Source organism: Thiorhodovibrio winogradskyi (assembly GCF_036208045.1).
In the GTDB taxonomy this organism is placed as follows: domain Bacteria; phylum Pseudomonadota; class Gammaproteobacteria; order Chromatiales; family Chromatiaceae; genus Thiorhodovibrio; species Thiorhodovibrio winogradskyi.
Genome location: NZ_CP121472.1, coordinates 1049416 through 1069934, shown reverse-complemented (window position 1 = coordinate 1069934; position 20519 = coordinate 1049416). Strand labels below are relative to the sequence as shown.

At 62.3% G+C, this 20519-nt stretch carries 16 protein-coding genes and 1 other RNA gene; 2 read left to right on the top strand and 15 right to left on the bottom strand.

All coding sequences use genetic code 11. The annotated features are described in order from the left end of the window. Nucleotide 1 precedes the first annotated feature (1 nt). The 11 genes from Thiowin_RS04750 to Thiowin_RS04700 all read right to left on the bottom strand — a co-directional run bounded on the left by Thiowin_RS04750 (nucleotide 2) and on the right by Thiowin_RS04700 (nucleotide 11548). On the bottom strand, nucleotides 2–577 hold the full coding sequence (locus tag Thiowin_RS04750) for a DinB family protein (protein WP_328986588.1): 576 nt from the start codon (nucleotides 575–577) through the stop codon (nucleotides 2–4). Nucleotides 578–626: 49 nt separating this feature from the next. Further along, entirely contained in the window at nucleotides 627–2315 is a 1689-nt protein-coding gene (locus tag Thiowin_RS04745) for a glutamine--tRNA ligase/YqeY domain fusion protein (RefSeq protein ID WP_328986587.1), read from the bottom strand. Nucleotides 2316–2542: 227 nt separating this feature from the next. Then, nucleotides 2543–4405: a phosphoenolpyruvate carboxykinase (GTP) gene (locus Thiowin_RS04740; protein WP_328986586.1), complete on the bottom strand. Its 1863-nt coding sequence runs from the start codon at nucleotides 4403–4405 to the stop codon at nucleotides 2543–2545. Nucleotides 4406–4648: 243 nt separating this feature from the next. Next, complete coding sequence (gene rluB / locus Thiowin_RS04735) at nucleotides 4649–5488, bottom strand: 23S rRNA pseudouridine(2605) synthase RluB (protein ID WP_328986585.1); 840 nt, start codon at nucleotides 5486–5488, stop codon at nucleotides 4649–4651. Then, nucleotides 5485–6240: an SMC-Scp complex subunit ScpB gene (gene scpB, locus Thiowin_RS04730; protein WP_328988008.1), complete on the bottom strand. Its 756-nt coding sequence runs from the start codon at nucleotides 6238–6240 to the stop codon at nucleotides 5485–5487. The genes rluB and scpB overlap by 4 nt, the downstream gene beginning before the upstream one ends. A gap of 20 nt (nucleotides 6241–6260) precedes the next feature. Further along, nucleotides 6261–7112 carry a segregation and condensation protein A gene (locus Thiowin_RS04725; protein WP_328986584.1) on the bottom strand — a complete coding sequence of 284 codons (852 nt, stop codon included), beginning with the start codon at nucleotides 7110–7112 and terminating at the stop codon, nucleotides 6261–6263. Nucleotides 7113–7122: 10 nt separating this feature from the next. Beyond that, nucleotides 7123–8298, bottom strand: a complete 1176-nt coding sequence (locus Thiowin_RS04720) for a tryptophan--tRNA ligase (protein WP_408034162.1) — start codon at nucleotides 8296–8298, stop codon at nucleotides 7123–7125. A 123-nt stretch (nucleotides 8299–8421) separates the two neighbouring features. Further along, nucleotides 8422–9111 (bottom strand): site-2 protease family protein, encoded by a 690-nt coding sequence (locus tag Thiowin_RS04715; RefSeq protein WP_328986582.1) that lies wholly within the window; start codon nucleotides 9109–9111, stop codon nucleotides 8422–8424. A 16-nt stretch (nucleotides 9112–9127) separates the two neighbouring features. Further along, nucleotides 9128–9528: RNase P RNA component class A (rnpB, locus tag Thiowin_RS04710), an RNA gene on the bottom strand. Between the two features lie 49 nt (nucleotides 9529–9577). Further along, nucleotides 9578–10009, bottom strand: coding sequence for a DNA polymerase III subunit chi (locus Thiowin_RS04705; protein ID WP_328986581.1), 432 nt, complete (start codon nucleotides 10007–10009; stop codon nucleotides 9578–9580). Nucleotides 10010–10048: 39 nt separating this feature from the next. Then, complete coding sequence (locus tag Thiowin_RS04700) at nucleotides 10049–11548, bottom strand: leucyl aminopeptidase (RefSeq protein ID WP_328986580.1); 1500 nt, start codon at nucleotides 11546–11548, stop codon at nucleotides 10049–10051. Between the two features lie 121 nt (nucleotides 11549–11669). Between Thiowin_RS04700 and lptG the strand changes: the two genes are divergently transcribed. Continuing rightward, nucleotides 11670–12731 carry an LPS export ABC transporter permease LptG gene (lptG, locus tag Thiowin_RS04695; protein ID WP_328986579.1) on the top strand — a complete coding sequence of 354 codons (1062 nt, stop codon included), beginning with the start codon at nucleotides 11670–11672 and terminating at the stop codon, nucleotides 12729–12731. A gap of 307 nt (nucleotides 12732–13038) precedes the next feature. Beyond that, a complete protein-coding gene (locus tag Thiowin_RS04690) occupies nucleotides 13039–17328 on the top strand; it encodes an nSTAND1 domain-containing NTPase (protein ID WP_328986578.1) in 4290 nt (1429 codons plus the stop codon). A gap of 39 nt (nucleotides 17329–17367) precedes the next feature. On the opposite strand, the gene Thiowin_RS04685 is transcribed toward Thiowin_RS04690, so the two are convergent. From Thiowin_RS04685 to Thiowin_RS04670, 4 genes are all read right to left on the bottom strand, one after another. Next, nucleotides 17368–17631 (bottom strand): RnfH family protein, encoded by a 264-nt coding sequence (locus Thiowin_RS04685; RefSeq protein WP_328986577.1) that lies wholly within the window; start codon nucleotides 17629–17631, stop codon nucleotides 17368–17370. 174 nt (nucleotides 17632–17805) lie between these two features. Continuing rightward, entirely contained in the window at nucleotides 17806–18519 is a 714-nt protein-coding gene (locus Thiowin_RS04680; protein ID WP_328986576.1) for an electron transport complex subunit E, read from the bottom strand. After that, nucleotides 18503–19162: an electron transport complex subunit RsxG gene (gene rsxG, locus Thiowin_RS04675; RefSeq protein ID WP_328986574.1), complete on the bottom strand. Its 660-nt coding sequence runs from the start codon at nucleotides 19160–19162 to the stop codon at nucleotides 18503–18505. Before rsxG ends, Thiowin_RS04680 begins: the two co-directional genes overlap by 17 nt. Next, nucleotides 19159–20331, bottom strand: a complete 1173-nt coding sequence (locus tag Thiowin_RS04670) for an RnfABCDGE type electron transport complex subunit D (protein WP_328986573.1) — start codon at nucleotides 20329–20331, stop codon at nucleotides 19159–19161. Before Thiowin_RS04670 ends, rsxG begins: the two co-directional genes overlap by 4 nt. Between the last annotated feature and the right edge of the window lie 188 nt (nucleotides 20332–20519).

Here is a 20519-nt window from a genome sequence, read left to right as displayed (position 1 = left end):
CCTAGCGCACTTTCAGGATGCGTTCGATCTGGCGACGGTGGGTACTGGTATGAAAGGCAGCCAGCGCATGCCATTGCGCGGCGGAGAAATTACCGAACCAGGGGTGGGGACAGCGGGAGCCGGCGTGGAGGTTGCCGAGCTTGTCGACCACCTCGGTATAGCGCTCGCGCAGAGTGGCGAGACTTTCGATCTGCTCGGGCCCGGCGCTGGGGACGGGTTTCAGATCCTCGAGTGGAAAGTCGATACAGGGATCACGTCCTGAGTATAGGCGCGGCAGCTGAGCCGTAATCGCGGTATTGGCGATAACCAGATGTTCCAGTGTCATGAAGACCGACCAGTCACAGCTCTCGGCCTCGACGCCGAAGAAGCGCGGGATCCTCACCCGTCGTTGGCCCTCCTCAAGCGACAGGCGTGACGCCAGCTCCAGTGCCAAATGCGCCTCCTCACGGAACATGGCGGTGATGCGATCCTTGCTGTAGAAACGCGCCGTCAGCCGGATGCTGGCAGCCAGAAAAGCGCGCTCCAGGGCGGGGATACCTTGGCTCTGAACCTTGGGCGGCTTGGATGTCTCCGTCATGCTGGCCTCGTCTCGAACGTCATTTCGATTCCCGTTGCGGCCGCCAACATCAGGCGGCCCCGCGCGCGGCCTGCTGCTTGCCCCAGGTATCGCGCAGGGTCACTGTGCGATTGAAGACCAGGCAGTCCGCCCGGCTGTCATCATCGACGGCGAAATAGCCCTCGCGCTCAAACTGAAAGCGCTCGCCAGGCAGCGCATCGCCCAGACTGGCCTCGGCCTGGCAGCCAGTCAAGACGCTCAAGGATCCGGGGTTGAGATCGGCGACCATGTCGCGCCCTCCCGCACCAGGATTGGGCCTGTTGAACAGCCGATCATAGAGTCTGACCTCGGCGCTCACCGCGCCCTGGGCCGCCACCCAGTGAATCACGCCCTTCACCTTGCGACCCCGCGGATTGCAGCCCAGGGTATCGAAGTCAACCGAGGCTCGCAGCTCGACCGGGGTGCCATCCGCGTCGCGGATCACCTCTTCGCAGCGAATGACATAGGCGTTACGCAGGCGTACCTCGCCACCCGGCACCAGGCGCTTGAAGCCTTTGGGCGGATCCTCGGAGAAATCCTCGCGGTCAATCCACAGCTCGCGGCCAAAGGGCAGTGTGCGGAGCCCCATGCTGTCATCCTTGGGGTGACGTGCCGCCTGGAGCTCATCAAGGCGTTCCGCCGGCCAATTGTCCAGCACCACTTTGAGCGGGCGCAGCACCACCATGGCGCGCGGCGCGCTGGCGTCGAGATGGTCGCGGATGGCGCTCTCGAGCATGCCCATTTCGACCAGATTGTCCGCCTTGGTCACACCGATGCGGGTACAGAAATCGCGAATGGATTCCGGCGTGTAGCCGCGTCGACGCAGCCCGGCGATGGTCGGCATGCGTGGATCATCCCAACCGGCGACCAGGCCCTCCTCGACCAGGCGGGTGAGGATGCGCTTGCTCATCACGGCATATTCGAGATTCAGCCGGCTGAACTCAATTTGGCGCGGCCGCGTCGGCACCGAGACATGCTCGATGCACCAGTCATAGAGCGGGCGATGATCCTCGAATTCAAGCGTGCACAGCGAATGGGTCACGCCTTCGAGCGCATCGGAGAGCGGATGGGTGAAGTCGTAGGTGGGATAAAGACACCAGGCATTGCCAGTTTGATGATGGATCACGCCTCGCTTGATGCGGTAGAGCACCGGATCGCGCAGGTTGATGTTGGGCGAGGCCATGTCGATGCGCGCGCGCAGTGTGCGGCTGCCATCATCAAAGTCCCCGGCGCGCATGCGTTCAAACAGCGCCCGGTTCTCCGCCACCGAGCGCTCGCGATAGGGGCTGTCGCGTCCGGGCTCGGTCAGGGTGCCGCGATGGGTGCGGGTATCCTCGGCGCTGAGATCGCAGACATAGGCCAATCCCTGATCGATCAACTCGAGCGCGAAGCCATAAAGCTGCTCGAAATAATCGGAGGCAAAAAACACACGTTCGCCCCAGTCAAAGCCAAGCCAGCGCACATCGGCCTGGATGGATGCGACGAACTCGGGGCTTTCCTTGAGCGGATTGGTATCGTCAAAGCGCAGATTGCACTGACCACCGAGGTCTTGCGCCAGGCCAAAGTTAAGCACAATCGACTTGGCATGACCGATGTGCAAATAGCCATTGGGCTCGGGCGGAAAGCGCGTGACAACGCGCGCGTGCTTGCCCGCGGCAAGGTCCGCCGCGACGATCTGGCGAATGAAATGGGTTGCGGGCGCGGCGGGTGTGTCGGACATCGAACGGGGCTTCTGTTTGGCCAGGGAATTAAGCTAGGTGAAAGTAAGCTGGGTGAAAAAGATGGCAATTCTAGCGAATGAAACAGCCCCTACGGACCAGCATCTCAGAACGCCTGCCGATGCAGCTTGAGCGCAAGGATAGCTTGTTCGCGAAGAGACTGCAGCAATGGAAATCGGAATATCGGCGGCGCACAATGGCCGCCGGTCTCCCACTGCCTTGGCCTGCCTCAGCCTTGATCGGCCTCGGGCAACTTCCAAACCTCTGGAGAATGGTACAGGCGTGTGAGCAGCAATTCGCGCTGCTGCTCCAGTTCGCGCGGCAGGTGGTCGCCAAAGCGCGCTAGAAGTTCTTCCTGGTCGAGCGCTTCACGGCGGGCAATCTCCTTGTCGATATTCATGATGGAGTCGAAATCGGCCTTGCTGAAGTCGATTCCCTTCCAGTTCAGGGCAGCATAGGGTGGCAACAAACCAAATGGACTCTCCACCGCGGGCGCGCGGCCCTCGCAGCGTGCGACTATCCATTCCAACACCCGCATGTTGTCACCAAAGCCAGGCCAGATGAAGTGGCCATGGTCATCCTTGCGAAACCAATTCACGCGGAAAATTGGCGGCGGCGTGGCCACCTTCTGCCGCCCGATACGCAGCCAGTGCTTCCAGTACTCGGCCATGTTGTAACCGCAGAAGGGCAGCATGGCCATGGGATCGCGCCGCATCGACTGCTGGCTGACGGCCGCGGCCGTGGCCTCCGAGCCCATGGTGGCGGCCAGATAAACGCCGTGCTCCCAGTTGAAGCTTTGAAACACCAGCGGAAAGTTTTTGCTGACACGCCCACCAAAGAGAAAAGCGCTAATGGGCACACCGGCCGGATCCTCCCAAGCAGGGTCGACCGACGGACACTGGCCAGCCGGCGCGGTGAAGCGAGAGTTCGGATGCGCGGCCGGGCGGTCGCTGTTCGGCGTCCAGTCCTTGCCCTGCCAGTCAATCAGGTGCGCCGGCGGCTCCTTGGTCAACCCCTCCCACCACACATCGCCATCGTCGGTCAGGGCGGTGTTGGTGAAGATGGCATTTTCCTTCAGCGAGGCCAGCGCATTGGGATTGGAGCTCTCGTTGGTGCCGGGTGCGACACCGAAATAGCCGTACTCAGGGTTGATACCATAGAAGCGCCCATCCTCGGGATTGGGCTTGATCCAGGCAATATCATCGCCGACCGTGGTGACCTTCCAGCCGTCGAAGGCTTTGGGTGGAATCAGCATGGCGAAGTTGGTCTTGCCACAGGCGCTCGGGAAGGCGGCGGCGACATAGTGCTTCTTGCCCTCGGGCGACTCCACGCCAAGAATCAGCATGTGCTCGGCCAGCCAGCCCTCGTCGCGCGCCATGACCGAGGCAATGCGCAACGCGAAGCATTTCTTGCCAAGCAGGGCATTGCCACCATAGCCGCTGCCGAAGGACCAGATTTCACGGGTCTCCGGGAAATGGACAATGTACTTGTCCTCGATATTAGTCGCGCAGGGCCAGGGCACGTCGTCCTGGTTGGGTTCCAGCGGCGCACCAACACTGTGCATGCACGGGACGAAGTCTCCCTCCTCGCCCAGCACATCCAGCACCGACTGCCCCATGCGGGTCATGATGCGCTGGTTGGCGACCACGTAAGCTGAGTCTGTAATCTCAATGCCGATATGCGCGATGGGAGAGCCAAGGGGTCCCATGCTGAATGGGATGATATACATGGTGCGCCCGCGCATGCAGCCGCGAAAGCGTTCCTTGAGTTCGACGCGCATCGCCTTGGGGTCCATCCAATTGTTAGTTGGACCAGCGTCTTCCTCGCGCTCGGAGCAAATAAAAGTGCGATTTTCCACCCGCGCGACATCGCTCGGGTGCGAGCGGGCAAGAAAGCTGTTCGGACGCTTCTCGGGATTGAGACGAATGAAGGTCCCGCCCTCCACGGCCTGATCGCAAATACGTTTGTATTCTTCCTCCGAGCCATCGCACCAACAGATGCGGTCCGGCGTGGTCAATGCCGCCATTTCATCCACCCAGGCGAGCAATTTGGCATGGCGGGTTCTGGTTGCGCCATCATGGGTCATGGTCATTGTGAAAAACTCCTGTGATTAAAAAAACTGGCAGGGCAAGAACCTACCCAAGCCTGGCAAATACAATCTGGCAATGCTTGTCGATGCCTCGTCAGATTGCGCCTGCAATCAGAGCAAGAGCAATGAAAAGCATCATGAAGCAACAGGCTTTGCCGCGGATTTCACGCAACTATTGCGCCAGCAGTCTGGTGCGCCAGCAGTCTGGCGCGCCCCTGCTTCCAGAGCCCCTAGGAGCAGGCCGCGTCAGCCCGCCCGCGACCAAGCGCTCCCGGTTCCCGTTCGACCTCCGCCACCACCGCGACCTGCGGGTCTAGGAGAGGCGGGCAGCCCGGCCAGCGCCAACAACCCAGACTCCTCCTCTTCGGTTAGCGGCCGCCACTGGCGCGGCAAGGGCCGAGCGCCAAGGATCACATTGCCAAAGCGCACGCGTTTGAGGCGGCTGACGGTGCAACCGGCCGCTTCCCACAGACGCCGAACCTCGCGATTGCGCCCCTCGCACAGCACCACGTGAAACCACTGATTGAAACCGCTGCCGCCAGAGGCGACGATCTCCTCGAAACGCGCCTCACCGTCATCGAGCTGCACCCCGTGCGTCAGCCGATGCAACACCCCGTCGGCGACTGGTCCTTGCACCCGCACGGCATATTCGCGCTCCACCGCGCGCGAAGGATGCATCAAGCCGTTGGCCAGGGCGCCATCGTTGGTCAGCAGCAGCAACCCGGCTGTGTTGATATCGAGACGCCCGATAGCGATCCAGCGCCCGTCATGAAGCCCGGGCAGATGCTGAAAAACCGTGGTGCGGCCCTCGGGGTCGCGCCGGGTGACCACCTCGCCCTCGGGCTTGTGATAAGCGATGATGCGCCGACGCTTGAAGGCGTCACGCCGCAGACGCACCGCGCGCCCATCAAGCAGCACCTTGTCACCCGCGACCACGCGATCGCCGAGTTTCGCCACACGTCCGTTAACGCGCACCCGCCCTGCCGCGATCCACTCCTCGATCCGCCGCCGCGAGCCCTGACCTGCCTCGGCCAGTGCCTTCTGCAGACGCACGCCCGCGAGTGGGTTGTGCTCATCGGCGCTCATGATGGGGATTCCTCGCTGTCGGTGGCCGGCTGCCCTAATGGCTCCCCAACTGCCTCATTATCTGGCCGCGGATCAGGGTGTGGCTGCTCGCTGGCGTCTGTCTGCTCGCCCGATTCGTGCACGCCGGAGTCCAGCTCAGGCGGCGCCAACTCGGCCAGGGACGGATGCTCGCGCAATAAATCGGCTGGCTCGCGCAGGGCGGCCAGTGGGGGTAATTCGTTCAGGGATTTCAAGCCGAAATAGTCCAGAAAGGTCTTGGTGGTGGTGTAGAGCGCCGGGCGTCCCGGCACATCACGATGACCGACCACCCGCACCCAGTCGCGCTCCTGCAGGGTGCGGATGATCTGGGTGCTGACCGAAACGCCGCGAATGTCCTCGATTTCTCCGCGCGTGATGGGCTGGCGGTAGGCGATGAGCGCCAGGGTCTCAAGCAGCGCGCGTGAGTAGCGCGAGGGTTTTTCATCCCACAGGCGCGCCACCCGTGGTGACACCTCGGCGCGTACCTGGATGCGATAACCACCAGCCACCTGCATCACCTCGATACCCCGTCCGTTGTAGTCCTGCTCCAGGGCCGCCAGTGCCGCGAGCACGGCATCACGCGGGGGCTGTTCGTCCTCGCCATAGAGGGATAACAGCCGCTCGACGCTGAGCGGACCGCCCGCCGCCAACAGCGCACCTTCAACAACTTGTTTTAGATCGGGTTCGTGCGCGCTTTTGCAACCAGGCTCGGGTGCGGTCTGGGGTTCAAGCACAAAATCAGGTTCCGCCACCTTCAGGCCACTCCCGGCTCGTCGGCCGCATCCCGGGTGCGAACATGAATGGATGCAAAGGGTTCGGCCTGCACCAATTCCAGCACAGCCGTCCTAATCAATTCCAGAATCGCCAGAAAGGTCACCACCACGCCTGGGCGGCCTTCGGTCACATCAAACAGCTCAACGAAAGGCGTGAAGCCCCGCCCATGCAGGCGCTCGAGCACCATGGTCATGCGCTCGCGCAAGGACAGTGACTCTTGCGACACCCGATGCGCGGCGGACAGATCCGCGCGCTCAAGCACGGCGCGCAGGGCTGCAAGGATCTCGGACAGGTCGACCTGGGGCGGGATGCGACGCAAGTAGACAGTCGGCACCTCAATCTGGGTCTGCAACCAGTCACGCTCCAGCCGCGGCAGCTCATCGAGCTTGCGCGCCGCTTGCTGGAAGCGTTCATACTCAAGTAGGCGGCGCACCAGCTCGGCGCGTGGGTCCTCGGCCTCCTCATCCTCGGTCGCGGGACGCGGCAGCAGCATGCGCGATTTGATTTCGCACAGGAGCGCGGCCATGACCAGATATTCGGCGGCCAGATCCAGGCGCATTTCTTTCATCAACTCGACATAATCCATGTACTGTCGGGTGATGTCGGCAATGGGGATATCGAGAATATCCAAATTCTGCCGTCTGATCAGATACAACAGCAGATCGAGCGGCCCTTCGAAGGTTTCCAAAAACACCTCGAGTGCATCTGGCGGAATAAAGAGATCCTGCGGCCACTCATTGAAGGGCTGACCATGCACCAGCGCCCGCAGTGACTCGCCGGGCAACGCGACATCGGGATCGGAATCAAGAATAACATCGGCAGCCGCGACCATCGGCGACGGGCTAGTTCTGCGTCAGCGACATGGCATGGCGCACCTCGGCCATGGTCTCGCGCGCCACATCGCGCGCATGATCGCAGCCATCGTTGAGGATGGAGCGCACCAGCTCGGGTTGATGCTCAAGCTCGCGCGCCTGCTGCTGTATTGGCTCCAGCTCGGCAAGCACCGCGTCGATGATGGGGCGCTTGCACTCGATACAACCAATACTGGCGGAACGACAGCCCTCCCGCACCCAGTCCCGACGCGCATCATCGGAGTAGACCTGATGAAACTGCCAGACTGGGCAAACATCCGGATCGCCCGGGTCGGTGCGGCGCACGCGCTGGGGATCGGTTGGCATGGTGCGCAGCTTTTTTTCGATCTCCGCCGGATCATCACGCAGGCCGATGGTATTACCATAGGACTTGGACATCTTCTGGCCATCGAGCCCTGGCATTTTTGATGCCTTGGTCAGCAGCGGCTTGGGCTCGGGCAAAATCACCCGCCCGCCACCCTCGAGATAGCCGAACAACCGCTCGCGATCACCCATGGTCAAATTCGCCTGGGTCTCGAGCAGGGCGCGGGCAACCCCGAGCGCCTCCTGATCGCCCTGCTCCTGGTAGCCACGGCGCAGGTCGCTGAACAGGCGCGCGTTCTTCTTACCCATTTTGCGCACGGCTTGTTCGGCCTGTTCCTCAAAATCCGGCTCGCGACCGTAAATGTGATTGAAGCGGCGGGCAATCTCGCGCGTCATCTCGACATGGGCGACCTGATCCTCGCCCACCGGCACCAGTCCGGCGCGGTACATCAGGATATCGGCGCTTTGCAGCAGCGGATAGCCGAGAAAGCCATAAGTGGCCAGGTCTTTTTCCTTGAGCTTCTCCTGCTGGTCCTTGTAGGTCGGCACCCGCTCAAGCCAACCAAGCGGCGTGATCATGGACAGCAGCAAATGCAACTCCGCATGCTCGGGTACCCGCGACTGCACGAACAGGGTGGCGGACCCGGCATTGATGCCCGCCGCCAGCCAGTCGATCACCATCTCCCAGGTCGCCTGGGGGATATTGCCTGGCTGCTCGTAGTCCGTGGTCAGGGCATGCCAGTCGGCGACAAAGAAGAAGCAGTCATACTCATGCTGCAATTCGAGCCAATTTTTCAGCACGCCATGATAATGCCCCAGATGCAGGCGGCCGGTCGGGCGCATTCCTGAGAGCACACGCGCATGCGCGGCGGATACCGAAGACAATGTTGCTATACCTCGTGGTGATGAAAAGTGCTCGGTTAAAGCCTATGGAGCCAAATCGGTATGGACTCAAATCGATAGGAATCAAAGCGGAAAGAGCTCGCGCACGATATCGGCGCCGGGCAGCACCGATAGCACGGCTGACACCGCTGGAAGCAGGATGAGACCGAGCGCGCCGGTGAAGAGCATGAAAATCAAAATCATCAAGCCAAAGGGCTCGAGCCGACTGTAGTAAAAGGATAGGCGCGGCGGCAGAGCGGCATTCAGCACCCGCCCGCCATCGAGCGGCAGCAGGGGGAAAAGATTCAACACCATTAGTAGCAAGTTAATCAGCACCCCAGCGGCGCCCATGTAGATCAGCGGCAGCGCGATCCACTGCGAGGTTGGCAATAAAAGGGCACCGAGTTTAATCATCAGCCCCCAGATCAGGGCCATCAGCAGATTGGCTGTTGGACCAGCCACGGCTACCAGCGCCATGTCCCGACGCGGATGATGCAAATTGCGCCAGTTGACCGGCACAGGCTTGGCCCAACCGAACAAAAAGGGCGTGCCCCCCAGCGAGGAGAGCAGAAAAATGCCCAGCGGCACCGCGATGGTTCCGACCGGATCGATATGCTTGATCGGATTGAAGGTCACCCGCCCCAGCATCAGCGCCGTCTTATCGCCACGCTTGCTGGCCACCCAGCCGTGTGCTGCCTCATGCACAGTGATGGCCAAGAGCATCGGCAAGGCCAGTACGGCAATCAAAGGAATCAGTTGGTTAAGGGTATCCATTCAATTCTTCAACAGTGAGGGGAGTCGGCCGATAAGCCGGGTTCTGTCGTGGACAATCATTCATCTGGGACAGACGTCACCGTCTGCCTCATGCGACCTACCCGGGAGCCCATGCGGGCCGCATGGCGCAATCAACTCATTGATGATCGCCTGCTCCTCTATTTGGTCTTGCTCCGGGTGGGGTTTACCCTGCCACTTCTGTTACCAGAAGCGCGGTGCGCTCTTACCGCACCATTTCACCCTTACCGCCCGCCGACCAGATGACTGGCGGCGGGGTTGGCGGTATCTTTTCTGTGGCACTTTCCGTAGGCTCGCGCCCCCCAGGCGTTACCTGGCACCCTGCCCCGCGGAGCCCGGACTTTCCTCCCCCCGGCACCTTGCGAACAAGGCCCGAACAGCGATTGTCTGGCCGACTCCCACGCGCAGTCTAACCAGCCTGATCGCGGGCGCCAAGCGCCGCGCCGACTTAACCGCCAATGCGATGATGCTCAAGGCGAACGGACTGCTGTTTATACCAGGCCCAACGCTGCCGGCCAGCGGTCAAGACCCGCGGAGCTTGATCGATCAGCTCGCAGACCCGCTGGAAGCGCGAGAAGAAATCCGGCACCTCTTGCGCCAGATTGATCAGCACCTGATTCTCCACCACTGGCTCACCGTTCGGGCTGATCAGCACCGGCGTCCATTCAGCATCGACCTGACCGACTAGTCCATGCGGCACAAAAGCCTCGTCGCGAAAGGTCCACAGCAGCCGGTCAAGCGCCCGCGCTTGCGCGATATCTGGGCAGTGGACCAAGACGCGCAGCCCTTGGGTGCGGATTTTTTCAATGAGTCGGCAGGCAAAATCAAAGCGGTTGCCGCGAAAACTGGGCTCTAGGCTGTAGAAATCGACGCGCGTCATCGCATGTCCCTTGCCACCATGCCGGAGCCGGTCCGCTCGCTAGTGCACCAGCCCGGCCCGGCGGATCAGATACTCCAACAACAAGGGCACAGGGCGACCGGTCGCGCCCTTTTCCTTGCCGGTGATCCAGGCCGTACCGGCAATGTCGAGATGCGCCCAGGTAAAGTTGTTGGTGAACTTGGCCAAGAAGGCCGCCGCGGTGATGGCGCCACCATCGCGCCCGCCGATATTAGCCATGTCGGCAAAGTTGCTGTCGAGCTGGCTGTCGTAATCCTTCCACAGGGGCAGACGCCAGAGGCGATCTCCCGCTGCCTCGCCAGCGACGAGCAGTGCCTCGGCCAGCGCGTCGTCGTTCGCCAACAAACCCGAAGGATGCCGGCCCAGCGCCACGATCACAGCCCCCGTCAGGGTCGCCATATCAATGACCACATCGGGCTCGAAGCGCTCGCAATAGGTCAGCGCATCGCACAAAATCAAGCGGCCCTCGGCGTCGGTATTCAAAATCTCAATGGTCTGGCCAGACATGCTGGTGACGATATCGCCCGGTTTGTTCGCGGCACCATCGGGCAGATTTTCCGAGGCCGGTACCACGCCGATGACATTGAGCGGGAGTTTAAGATCGCGCACCGCCCGCATGGCGCCGATCACCGCCGCGCCACCACACATGTCGTATTTCATCTCATCCATTTCAGCGGCCGGTTTGATGGAAATCCCACCGGCGTCGAAGGTGAGCCCCTTGCCGACCAGCACGATGGGCTTCTGGTCATCCCGCCCGCCGCGATACTGCATGATGATCAATTTGGCTGGTTCGCGACTACCGCGCGCCACCGACAACAGCGCATTCATGCCGAGTTCGCGCATGGCGGCTTCATCTAGTACCTCGACACTCAGGGCATCGGCCCCATCGGCCATGCTCGCGGCCTGTTCGGCCAGATAGCTTGGCGTGCAGACATTGCCCGGCAGATTGCCGAGATCACGCGCCAGATTAACACCGGCGGAGATGGCCTGCGCATGGGCCGCGGCCTGCTCCGTCTCTGCGCGCTGGGCATCGGCCTGCACCCAAAGCGACAGGGATGCGAGCGCAGCCTTGGCGTTGGGCTTCTTGGCTTTGGTATGCTCGTAGCGGTAGGCACTCCACGCCGCAGCCTGAGCGAGCGCAAGCTGGCGCTGGTAAGCTGTCATTTCCTCGACGGCCAGGTCAGCCAAGAGACAGGTTGCTTCTCCCAGACCTAAGTCCGCACAGCGCGCAAACACGGATTTAAGGAGTTTCTCGTAGGCACGGCGGTCAAGTTCCTCGGCCTTGCCGCAACTGACCAGCATCACGCGCTCGGCCACCACCCCTGGCACCTGGTGAACCACCAGGGTCTGACCGGCATCGCCATCGAGATCGCCGCTCTCAAGCAGTTTACCCAGCCGCCCCCCGCTGGCATCATCGACAGCCCGGGCCGCGGCGGAAAACTGGCGCTGCTCCAAAACACCAAGAATCAGACAGGCTGTCTTCAGCGTGGCAAGCTCACCTGTTTTGATTGAGAATTCCATGCATCCTCCACACAATGCTGTTTGCTGCCCGATTTCCCGCCAGGGCTGGCGCATCACACAGACCCGCTCCGATGAGCGACGGGCAAACCAGCCACCAGTCTAACGGATTCCCGGCCGCCCGATGAAGATTCTCGACCGTTATCTCGCCATGGCCGTGATCGCCGGCACCCTGATCACCCTGGCGGCCTTGCTGCCCTTGCTCGGTATTTTTATCCTGGCCGACGAGATGGACAACATGGGCACCAACGCCTATGGCTTCTCCGCGGCCTTGCTCTATGTCACCCTTAGTCTGCCGCGCTACGCCTACCAACTCTTCCCAATCGCGACCCTCATCGGCGCCCTGGTCGGACTTGGCATGCTGGCCAGTCGCTCCGAGTTGGTCGCCATGCGCGCCGCCGGTGTCTCCATCGGCCGCATCGTGCTCGGCGCACTTGCTGGCGGCCTGGTGCTGGCCATCGCCGCCCTGCTGCTGGGAGAGGGCCTAGCCCCGCTGACCGATCAGCGCGCACTGGCATTGCGTACCAGCGCCCAGAGTGGCCAGGACATTCAAATCACCGAACACGGCTTTTGGGCACGCGATGACAATGCTTTTATCAATGTGCGCCAAGTGTTACCGGATGCGCGTTTGCGCGATATCGTCATCCTTGAACTTGAGGGCACCCGACTCATCACAGCCACCCATGCGCGTGAAGCGCATTACGAGAGTGATCGCTGGATCCTCAAGGACATCTCCCGCAGTCATATCGGCGAGGACAGCGTGCGGGCGGAACACCTGGCACGAGATCGCTGGCAATCACTGATCGACCCGGCGCTCCTGAAGGTCATGGTCGTGGAACCTCACTCGCTGCCAATTTGGGGGCTATGGCGTTATCTACGTTTCCTCGATGAGAGCGAGCAGGACAGCGGCCCCTACCAAGTGGCGTTCTGGGGCAAGCTCGTTCACCCAATTCTGGTACTCGCCATGATCTTCATCTCCATCCCGGTGCTGCTCGGCTCCGCACGCAGCACCGGATTGGGCATCAAAATCTTTGCCGGTATTTTGATCGGCATCGCCTTCTATCTCATCAACCGCACTTTCACCTACCTGGCGCTACTCTATGGCCTGGACCCCGCCCTGGCAGCCTTCTTCCCGCCAGCCATGTTCGTCCTCATCGCGCTTTGGATCCTGCGCCGCGTTGGCTAGAGGCAGCCAATCCCAGATGGGTCTCGCGATACCCGCCCCGCATGAGCGGGTATCTTCTTTCCCCCGAGCAACCAGCAACTCCAAATATAGGTGTCTTATTTGGTATAAGCGGCTTCCAGCCGCCTCATGACGCGCTAAGATGGCGCGTCCAATCTTCTGATAACCATACCACGACCCATCAGTCCCATGACCCATCGGTTGGTATGTCTTGCCCGATTCCTGGCTCCCACGCTTCAGTTTTTGTGTCAATATCCTGCTTGATGCTCGAAAATGGCGCGTGCTTCACTGAATCTCTACGGCAGCAACCATGCCTGAGCGCATTCCTGTCACCATTTTTATCTCCTCGCCCGGCGATGTAGCCGCCGAGCGGCGTCGTTGCGTGCTGGTCATCAACCGCTTGAACCAGGAGTTTGGCCGATTCCTGGATATTCGCCCGGTGCTATGGGAGACCGAACCCATGCTGGCAGGAGGCCACTTCCAAGATATTATCGAGCCGGAGCCAGGCGACAGCGACATCGTTGTCGTCATTTTGTGGTCACGCATAGGTGTTCCGCTGCCGGAACGCACCGAGAAACGCGCGTATCAGGGTCTTGACGGACGCGTGCCCGTGACTGGAACCGAATGGGAAGTCGAGCATGCCCTGAAGGCACATGCCGCCAAGGGTCGCCCTGATTTGCTGGTCTACCGCAACCGTGGCGAAGCCTTGGCAAGAGGCCAGGACGCTCGTGCCCTGCGTGACGCCGCCGCCCAACTCGACGCGCTCGAGGTCTTTTGGACGCGTCACTTCGCAGACACCAAGACCGGTGGTTTCAAGCTGGGCTACAACGGTTACACCAGCGCGGATCAGTTCGAGGAGCAGCTGGAGACTCATCTGCGCGCCCGCCTGCGGCGCTTCTTGCCGGCGCAACCCGCGGTGCCTGTGGTGCCTGGCGGAGACAGGCCGGAGGCTGGCCTGTCGTGGTACCAGGGATCGCCCTTCCGGGGACTTCAGAGCTTCGATGTCGAGCATGCGCCAATATTTTTCGGGCGCTGGCAGGCACGCACTCAGGTTCTCGATAGGCTGAGCGCGCGCGCCGAACAGGGGCGCGCCTTTGTCCTTGTGCTTGGGGCCAGCGGCAGTGGAAAGTCCTCGCTGGTGCGCGCTGGCGTGCTGCCGCTGTTGGAGCGCCCAGGTGTGACCTCGGGTGTGTCGCTGTGGCGACGCTGCATCCTCACCCCCGGGGCCGATGGCGCAGTAGAGGAGGAAGACATATTCGACCGCCTGGCGCGGGCGTTGCAGACACGCCAGGCGCTGCCGGAAATTGCCGAGACAGGTTTCGACCCAGAACGTCTGGCCGCGCGGTTGCGCGATGGAGCTGGCGGCGACATCCTCGAGATCGCATTGCGCCGGGTGGCCGAGCGCGAGCACCTGGCGGCGCGACCAGGCGCTTTGCCGCCGGCGCGGCTGGTACTGGTGATCGACCAGTTGGAGGAGATTTTCACCGATCACCGCGCCTTCTCGCCCCAGATGGCGGAGCGCTTCGCCGACTTGCTGCGGTCCTTGGCGCAAAGCGGTGCGATCTGGGTGATCGCCACCCTGCGCTCGGACTACTTCCATCGGCTCGCCGAGGTGCCGTCGCTGTTGGAGTTGAGCGGCGGAGACGCTCAGATCAATCTCATCCCGCCCAGTGGCGCGGAGCTTGACCAGATCATCCGCCTGCCAGCGCAGGCGGCAGGGTTGAGTTTCGAAGAGCATCCGGAAACCCGGGTCGGTCTGGATATTTCGCTGCGGGAGGCGGCAAGCGGTCAAGACGCGCTGCCGCTGGTCGAATTCGCCCTGGACGAACTCTACCGGCGCGATGTCGAGCAACAAGACCTGTCGGTCTTGACCTTCAAGAGCTACGAAGCCCTCGGTGGTCTGGAGGGTGCGATCTCCAGCCAGGCCGAGGCTGTCTGCGCTGCGCTGGGGCCGCATCGGGCGGCCGCGGTGGACGGCGTGCTGCTTGCGTTGGCCGGGTTGGAAGCAGGTGCGGGCGCGCAGGGTAACGAGGCAGCTCGGCGGCTGGTGGGCTGGGCCGACCTGGGGCGCAGCCCGGAACGCGCGGCGGTGGTCGAGGCCCTGGTGCGGGCGCGTCTGCTGATCAGCGACGCCGGCCCGGGCACGCAGAAGAACGGCGAACGGGCTGGAGTGACCGTGCGCTTGGCGCACGAGGCATTATTGCGCCGCTGGCCGCGCTACCGTGCCTTGCTGGAGCGGGAAGGCGCTTTCCTGAAAGCGCGAAGTCGGGTCACGGCCGCCTTGGGCGTCTGGCTTGACCAGAACAAAGATACCGCGCGGCTGCTGCCCGATGGCATCGCGCTGGCCGAGGCAGAGGATCTTCTGGCTCGTCGGCGCGAGGATCTCGATGCCCTGGACATCGCCTATATCGAGGCGTCGTCTCGCGCGGCCCGCGCACGGCGTGATCGTCGTCTGCGTCGCATCCGTTTGGTCGCCGTCATCATGGCCGTGCTCGCCATGCTCTCAGGCCTTGGCGCATGGTACGGATTCACTGGACAGTTGGAGGCCGAACGCCAGGCGGCGGAAGCACGACGCCAAGGCAGCATTGCAGAGCAACGTCGGGTCGAGGCTGAAAACGCCCTGCGCGCCGCGACCGCGAGCGCGAACACCCTGGTATTCGATCTCGCCGAGAAGTTCAAAGACTCGCGCGTGCCTAGCGCCATCATTCGCTCCATCCTAGAGCGCGCTCGGCGTCTACAGGACAACCTGGCCGAGGCCAATCCCCATGACAGCATGTTGCAGCGCAGCCGCTCAGCCGCCCTGCTGGCGATGGGAGACCTTTACGCCCGGCAGGGAAGCCTTGAAGACGCTCTGGCGGCCTACCAAGAGTCATTGCTGATCGACAGGATGCTGGTCGCGGGCGATCCAAACAATGCCGAAGCCCAGCGCAACCTGTCGGTGACCCTGGACCGCATTGGCGACGTCGAGAAAGAACGTGGCCAGGCCGTGGCGGCCATGGCGGCCTATGAGGAATCCCAGGCCATCTGCCACACCCTCGCAGCCGAGGACACTACCAATAGATTGTGGCAACGGGATGTTTCCATCGGGTGGGATAAGATTGGCGATATCCGCCTGCAGCAGGGAGATGCCGCGGGCGCCCTTGCCGCTTACGAGGAGGGGCTTGCCACCCGGCGATCGCTGGCGAGGCAAGAGCCGGAGAGCCCGACTGCCCGCCGTGACCTGGCCGTGAGCTTGAACAAAACCGGTGATGTGCGTGTGCTGCGCGGCGACACCCAGGGCGCCCTCGACGCCTACCAGGAAGCCATGACCCTCGTCCAGTCCCTGGCGAAGAGCGATCCTGACAACACCAAGTGGCAGCGCGACATTTCAGTGACCCTGGAGCGCATCGGCAATATCCAGCGGCAGTTGGAGCAGACGGCTACCGCGCTGACGACCTATGAGGAGGTGCTAGACATCCGCCGCGCGCTCAGCGGGAGCGATCCGGAGAACAGCGATTGGATTCGGGACACCGTGGTGGCCCTAACCAAAATTGGAGATCTGCACCTGGCCGTCGGAAACCCCCGCGCCGCGCTGACCGCGTTCAGCGAGGGACTGCAATTGTCCCGGGATCTGGCCGCGCGGGATCCGCAAAACAGGGTATGGCTTCGCGACCTGACCATTGGTCTTAACCGAATCGGTGACCTGCATCTGTTGTTCGCGGAGGTCGATCAGGCTCTGCATCATTACCAGGAAGCCCTAGGCATTGCCCGTGAATTGACCTCCGAGGATCCGAATAACCGGGAGTGGGGTCGCGACCTTGCCATCAGTCTGAACAAGGTCGGAGATATCCTGCTGCAACAGGGCGATCCATCCGCTGCCCTGGACATGCACAGAGAATCCCTGGGAATCTGCCGCGAGCACGCTGCGCAAGATCCGAGCAATATCCAGTGGCAGCTCGACCTTTGGTACACTTATCGCCGGATCGCCGGTGTTCACGCCGCCACAGGTGATCAAACCACCGCCTTGAAAGCCCATGAAGATGCGCTGGCCATGGTCCTGTCCCTGGCCAAACAGCACCTCGACAATCACCTCCTGCAACGCAATATCCTGCTCTCGCTGCAGGACATCGGTGATGTTCGCTTGCGGCAAGGCGAGGTGGCCGCCGCCCTTGCCGCCTATCAGGAAGGCCTCCCCATCGCCCAGTCCCTTGCGGAAAGGGATACCAACAATCCTGATCGGCAGCGTGATGTCGCCATCAGCTTGAACAAAATTGGCGACGCCCAGTTGAGGAATAACAACCCAGCCGCGGCGCGCATGGCCTTTGAACAGGCCCTGACAATCGTCCAGGATCTCATTGAGCGTGATCCGCAAAACACCCTGTGGCAGCGCGATCTGTTCATCTCACATGCCATCGTCGGCGGGTGGCACGCCGATCATGGCGAGCCCGGGGTGGCGCGAACGCACTTCGACAAGGCGCTCACACTCGCCGAGGAACTCGCCAAGAGCGAGCAACTGTCGCCCATGGATGTCGCTGTCATTGCGGAACTGAAGCGTCGCGACTCAGAACTGCCCGAATCCGACCATCCGCAGTCCCGCGCACCCGACGATGAAGATCGATGATTTTATCCAGAGTTTTCGGCTTGCAACGAGCGTAGCCGGTTACTCCTGATCGCGCCGTGGAATGGTCTCGGGGTCAGCAGTAATGGGGCGGTAGATTTCCACCCGGTCACCGGGTTTGAGCTTGGCCTCGAGCTTGCTCAGACGCCCGAAAATGCCGACCCTCTGGGTGTCAAGGTCGATGTTGGGGTACTGACGCAGAATGCCGGAGTGCTCGATGGCATCACCAATGGTACTGTCATCGGATACATCCAGAGTCAGCCAGGTTTGTTTGAATTTATCCGCATAGGCGACGCCAACTTGCATGCTTTGCTCCTTTCTCGCGCACCTTTATCTCGATGGGTGGAACCACCGCACGCTTGCTCCAACCGAGCTGCCCAGTGACTAACAAGGGTTCAAGAATCAGTGATACAACTTGGTTTGAAAAAGTTGCGCCTGCTTCGCCTGGCCCAGCCTACCCTATCGCTCATTTCTGTCCCTTTACTGAGTTCGCGCGCTGGCGCGCCGGTCGATAAGCCGCTTGCCAGCAAGCAGAAAGCCGAGCGCGAGGAAGCCGCCCGGGGGCAGAATCATCAGCAGAAAGCCGCGATAGTCGGGAATGATGGTCAACTCCAAAAAGCCCAGGCCCTCGCCAAGCAGCAGGGATGCGCTGGCGAAGAGGGTGCCGAAGCCGATGATCTCGCGCACCGCCCCCAGGGCAACCAAAACGAGCGTAAAGCCCAGACCCATCATCAGCCCGTCGAAGGCCGCCGGTAGCACCCGATTGCGCGAGGCAAAGGACTCCGCCCGCCCGAGGATGGCGCAGTTGGTGACAATCAGCGGGATGAAAAGTCCCAGCACCTTGTGCAGATCGTGCATCCAGGCGTTCATGCCAAGGTCCACCAGGGTGACCAGGGTGGCGATCACCAGTACAAATACCGGAATGCGCACCTGTGGGGTGATCAAGCCGCGCAGCAGGGCGATGACGAAACCGGACATCACCAGCACGACGGTCGAAGCCAATCCCAGCCCCAGCCCATTGGTCGCGGTGCCGGTAACCGCCAGCAGCGGGCAGAGTGCTAGCACCTGGGCGAAGACCACATTGTTGTCCCAAAGCCCGTCGCGGGCCAGGCGCGCCCAGTCGGTGCTTGGGGCTTTGACCCCGTCCGCCGCCTTGGCGCGCGGGCGGCCGGCGGCTTCAGTCGCTGTTGCCATGGCTGTGCTCCTGCTGAATCACGGCTGAGCTGGTGAGGGCATCTCGGTTGGCGGCGAACCATTCCAAGCCCCCGCGAATGGCCTTGACCACGGCGCGCGGGGTGATGGTCGCGCCGCTGAATTGATCAAAGTCGCCGCCGTCTTTTTTCACCGCCCAACGCTGGGGTGGCGGATCATCGAGCGACAGCCCGTCGAAGCCGAGAATCCAGTCATCGCGCGCCACCTCGATTTTGTCGCCCAGTCCCGGGGTTTCGGTATGGGCCAGCACCCGCGCACCCAGGATGCGACCCTTGGCATCCAGCCCCAGCATCAGCGCAATCGGCCCGGCATAGCCTGGCTCGGCGACGCGGAAGGCGACGGCTTGCACCTCCAGCCCTTGCAGCGCGCGATAGACGGTCAGGGGCGCGTCGTCCGGGCCGTTGAGTTCCAGGGTGGTGGCGAGCAGGTCGTTGTCGTGAGTGGCCGGCGGGATCACCTGCTCCAGGGATGCCAGCAGATCCTCGGCGCGGCGCTCGGCAATGGCCTCGCGAGTGGCAATATCGCCCATGGTGAGCAGCGCGGCGGCGACCATTGCAAAGCCACCAAGCAGCCCGGCCTGATAGCCAATCCGCTGGCGATAGCTGGGGTTGAGAATAGCGGTCATGACCGGCCTCCCGGGTTGGCCGCCGGCGCGGCGGCCGCGCGTTCGGGCACCTTGAGCGGCTGTCCGCGACGGTCACGGCCATGGATGCGCGGTTTTAGATAATGATCAATCAGCGGGGTGCAGGCATTCATCAAGAGCACCGCGAAGCCCACGCCCTCGGGGTAACCGCCCCAGGTGCGAATCACATAGATGAGCACCCCGCAGCCGGCGCCGAACAGCAACTGCCCGGCGCGCGACACCGGTGAGGTGACCGGATCCGTGGCGATGAAAAAAGCGCACAGCAGGGTAGCGCCCTGAAGCCAGTGAAACAGCGGTCCGGGATAACGCCCGGCGTCGAGCAGATGCATCAGCCCCGCCAGCAGTCCCAGGCTGATCAGCACCGCCAGGGGAATCTCCCAACGGATCACCCGCTGCTGGAGCAAGAACAGCCCGCCGAGCAACAGCAACAGCGCCGAGGTCTCGCCCAGACTGCCGGCCACCCCGCCCCAGAAGGCGGCGAGGGGGTCGAAGACGCCGGGCAGAATGGCGTCGAGCCCTTGCCCCTGGCCCAAGGCGGTGCGCACCGAATCGAGCACCGAGGCGCCGCTTAGCGCGTCGTAGGCCCCGAGCCCGCCGCCATCTGGACTGACACCTGGGCTGACAAGACCGGCTTCGGGCCCAGTTCCAGCGCCCTGGCCCAGCGAGATCATGAGCCCATCGAGAAACCCAGGCGCGCCAGACGAGAACAGGGGGGCCGGCGCGACAAAGGTCGTCATTTCCAGCGGCAGCGCAATCAGTAGGGCAATGCGCGCGACCATGGCCGGATTAAAGAGATTCTGCCCCAAGCCGCCAAAAATCTGCTTACCGACAATGATGGCCAAAAATGCCCCGAGCAGCCCCACCCACCAGGGGGCCCAGGGCGGCAGAGTCATGGCCAGCAGCCAGCCGGTCAACAGTGCCGAGCCATCAAGCAATCCCGGGCGCGCGGGTTTGCCCGCCAGCTTCAGCCCCAGCGCCTCCCACAGCAGCGCGCCCAGCACAGTGATGCCAAACAAAAAGATCGCCGGCCAGCCGAACTGATAGAGCCCAAAGAGCGTCGCCGGCACCAGCGCCAGCATCACCAGACGCATGGTCCGCGCGACACTGTTCGGCGCGTGAGTGTGGGGATTGGCGGCAAAGGCTGTTGGCATTTTTTAGGTGTTAGGTGTTAGGTGTTAGGTGTTAGGTGTTAGGTGTTAGGTGTTAGGTGTTAGGTGTTAGGTGTTAGGTGTTAGGTGTTAGGTGCTTGTGGCTATTAGGTGGTTAATACAAATGCGGCCTCAGCATGATGTCGCCCTCTATTCCGACGCAACAAGAAAAGGCTCGCGCAGAGGCGCGG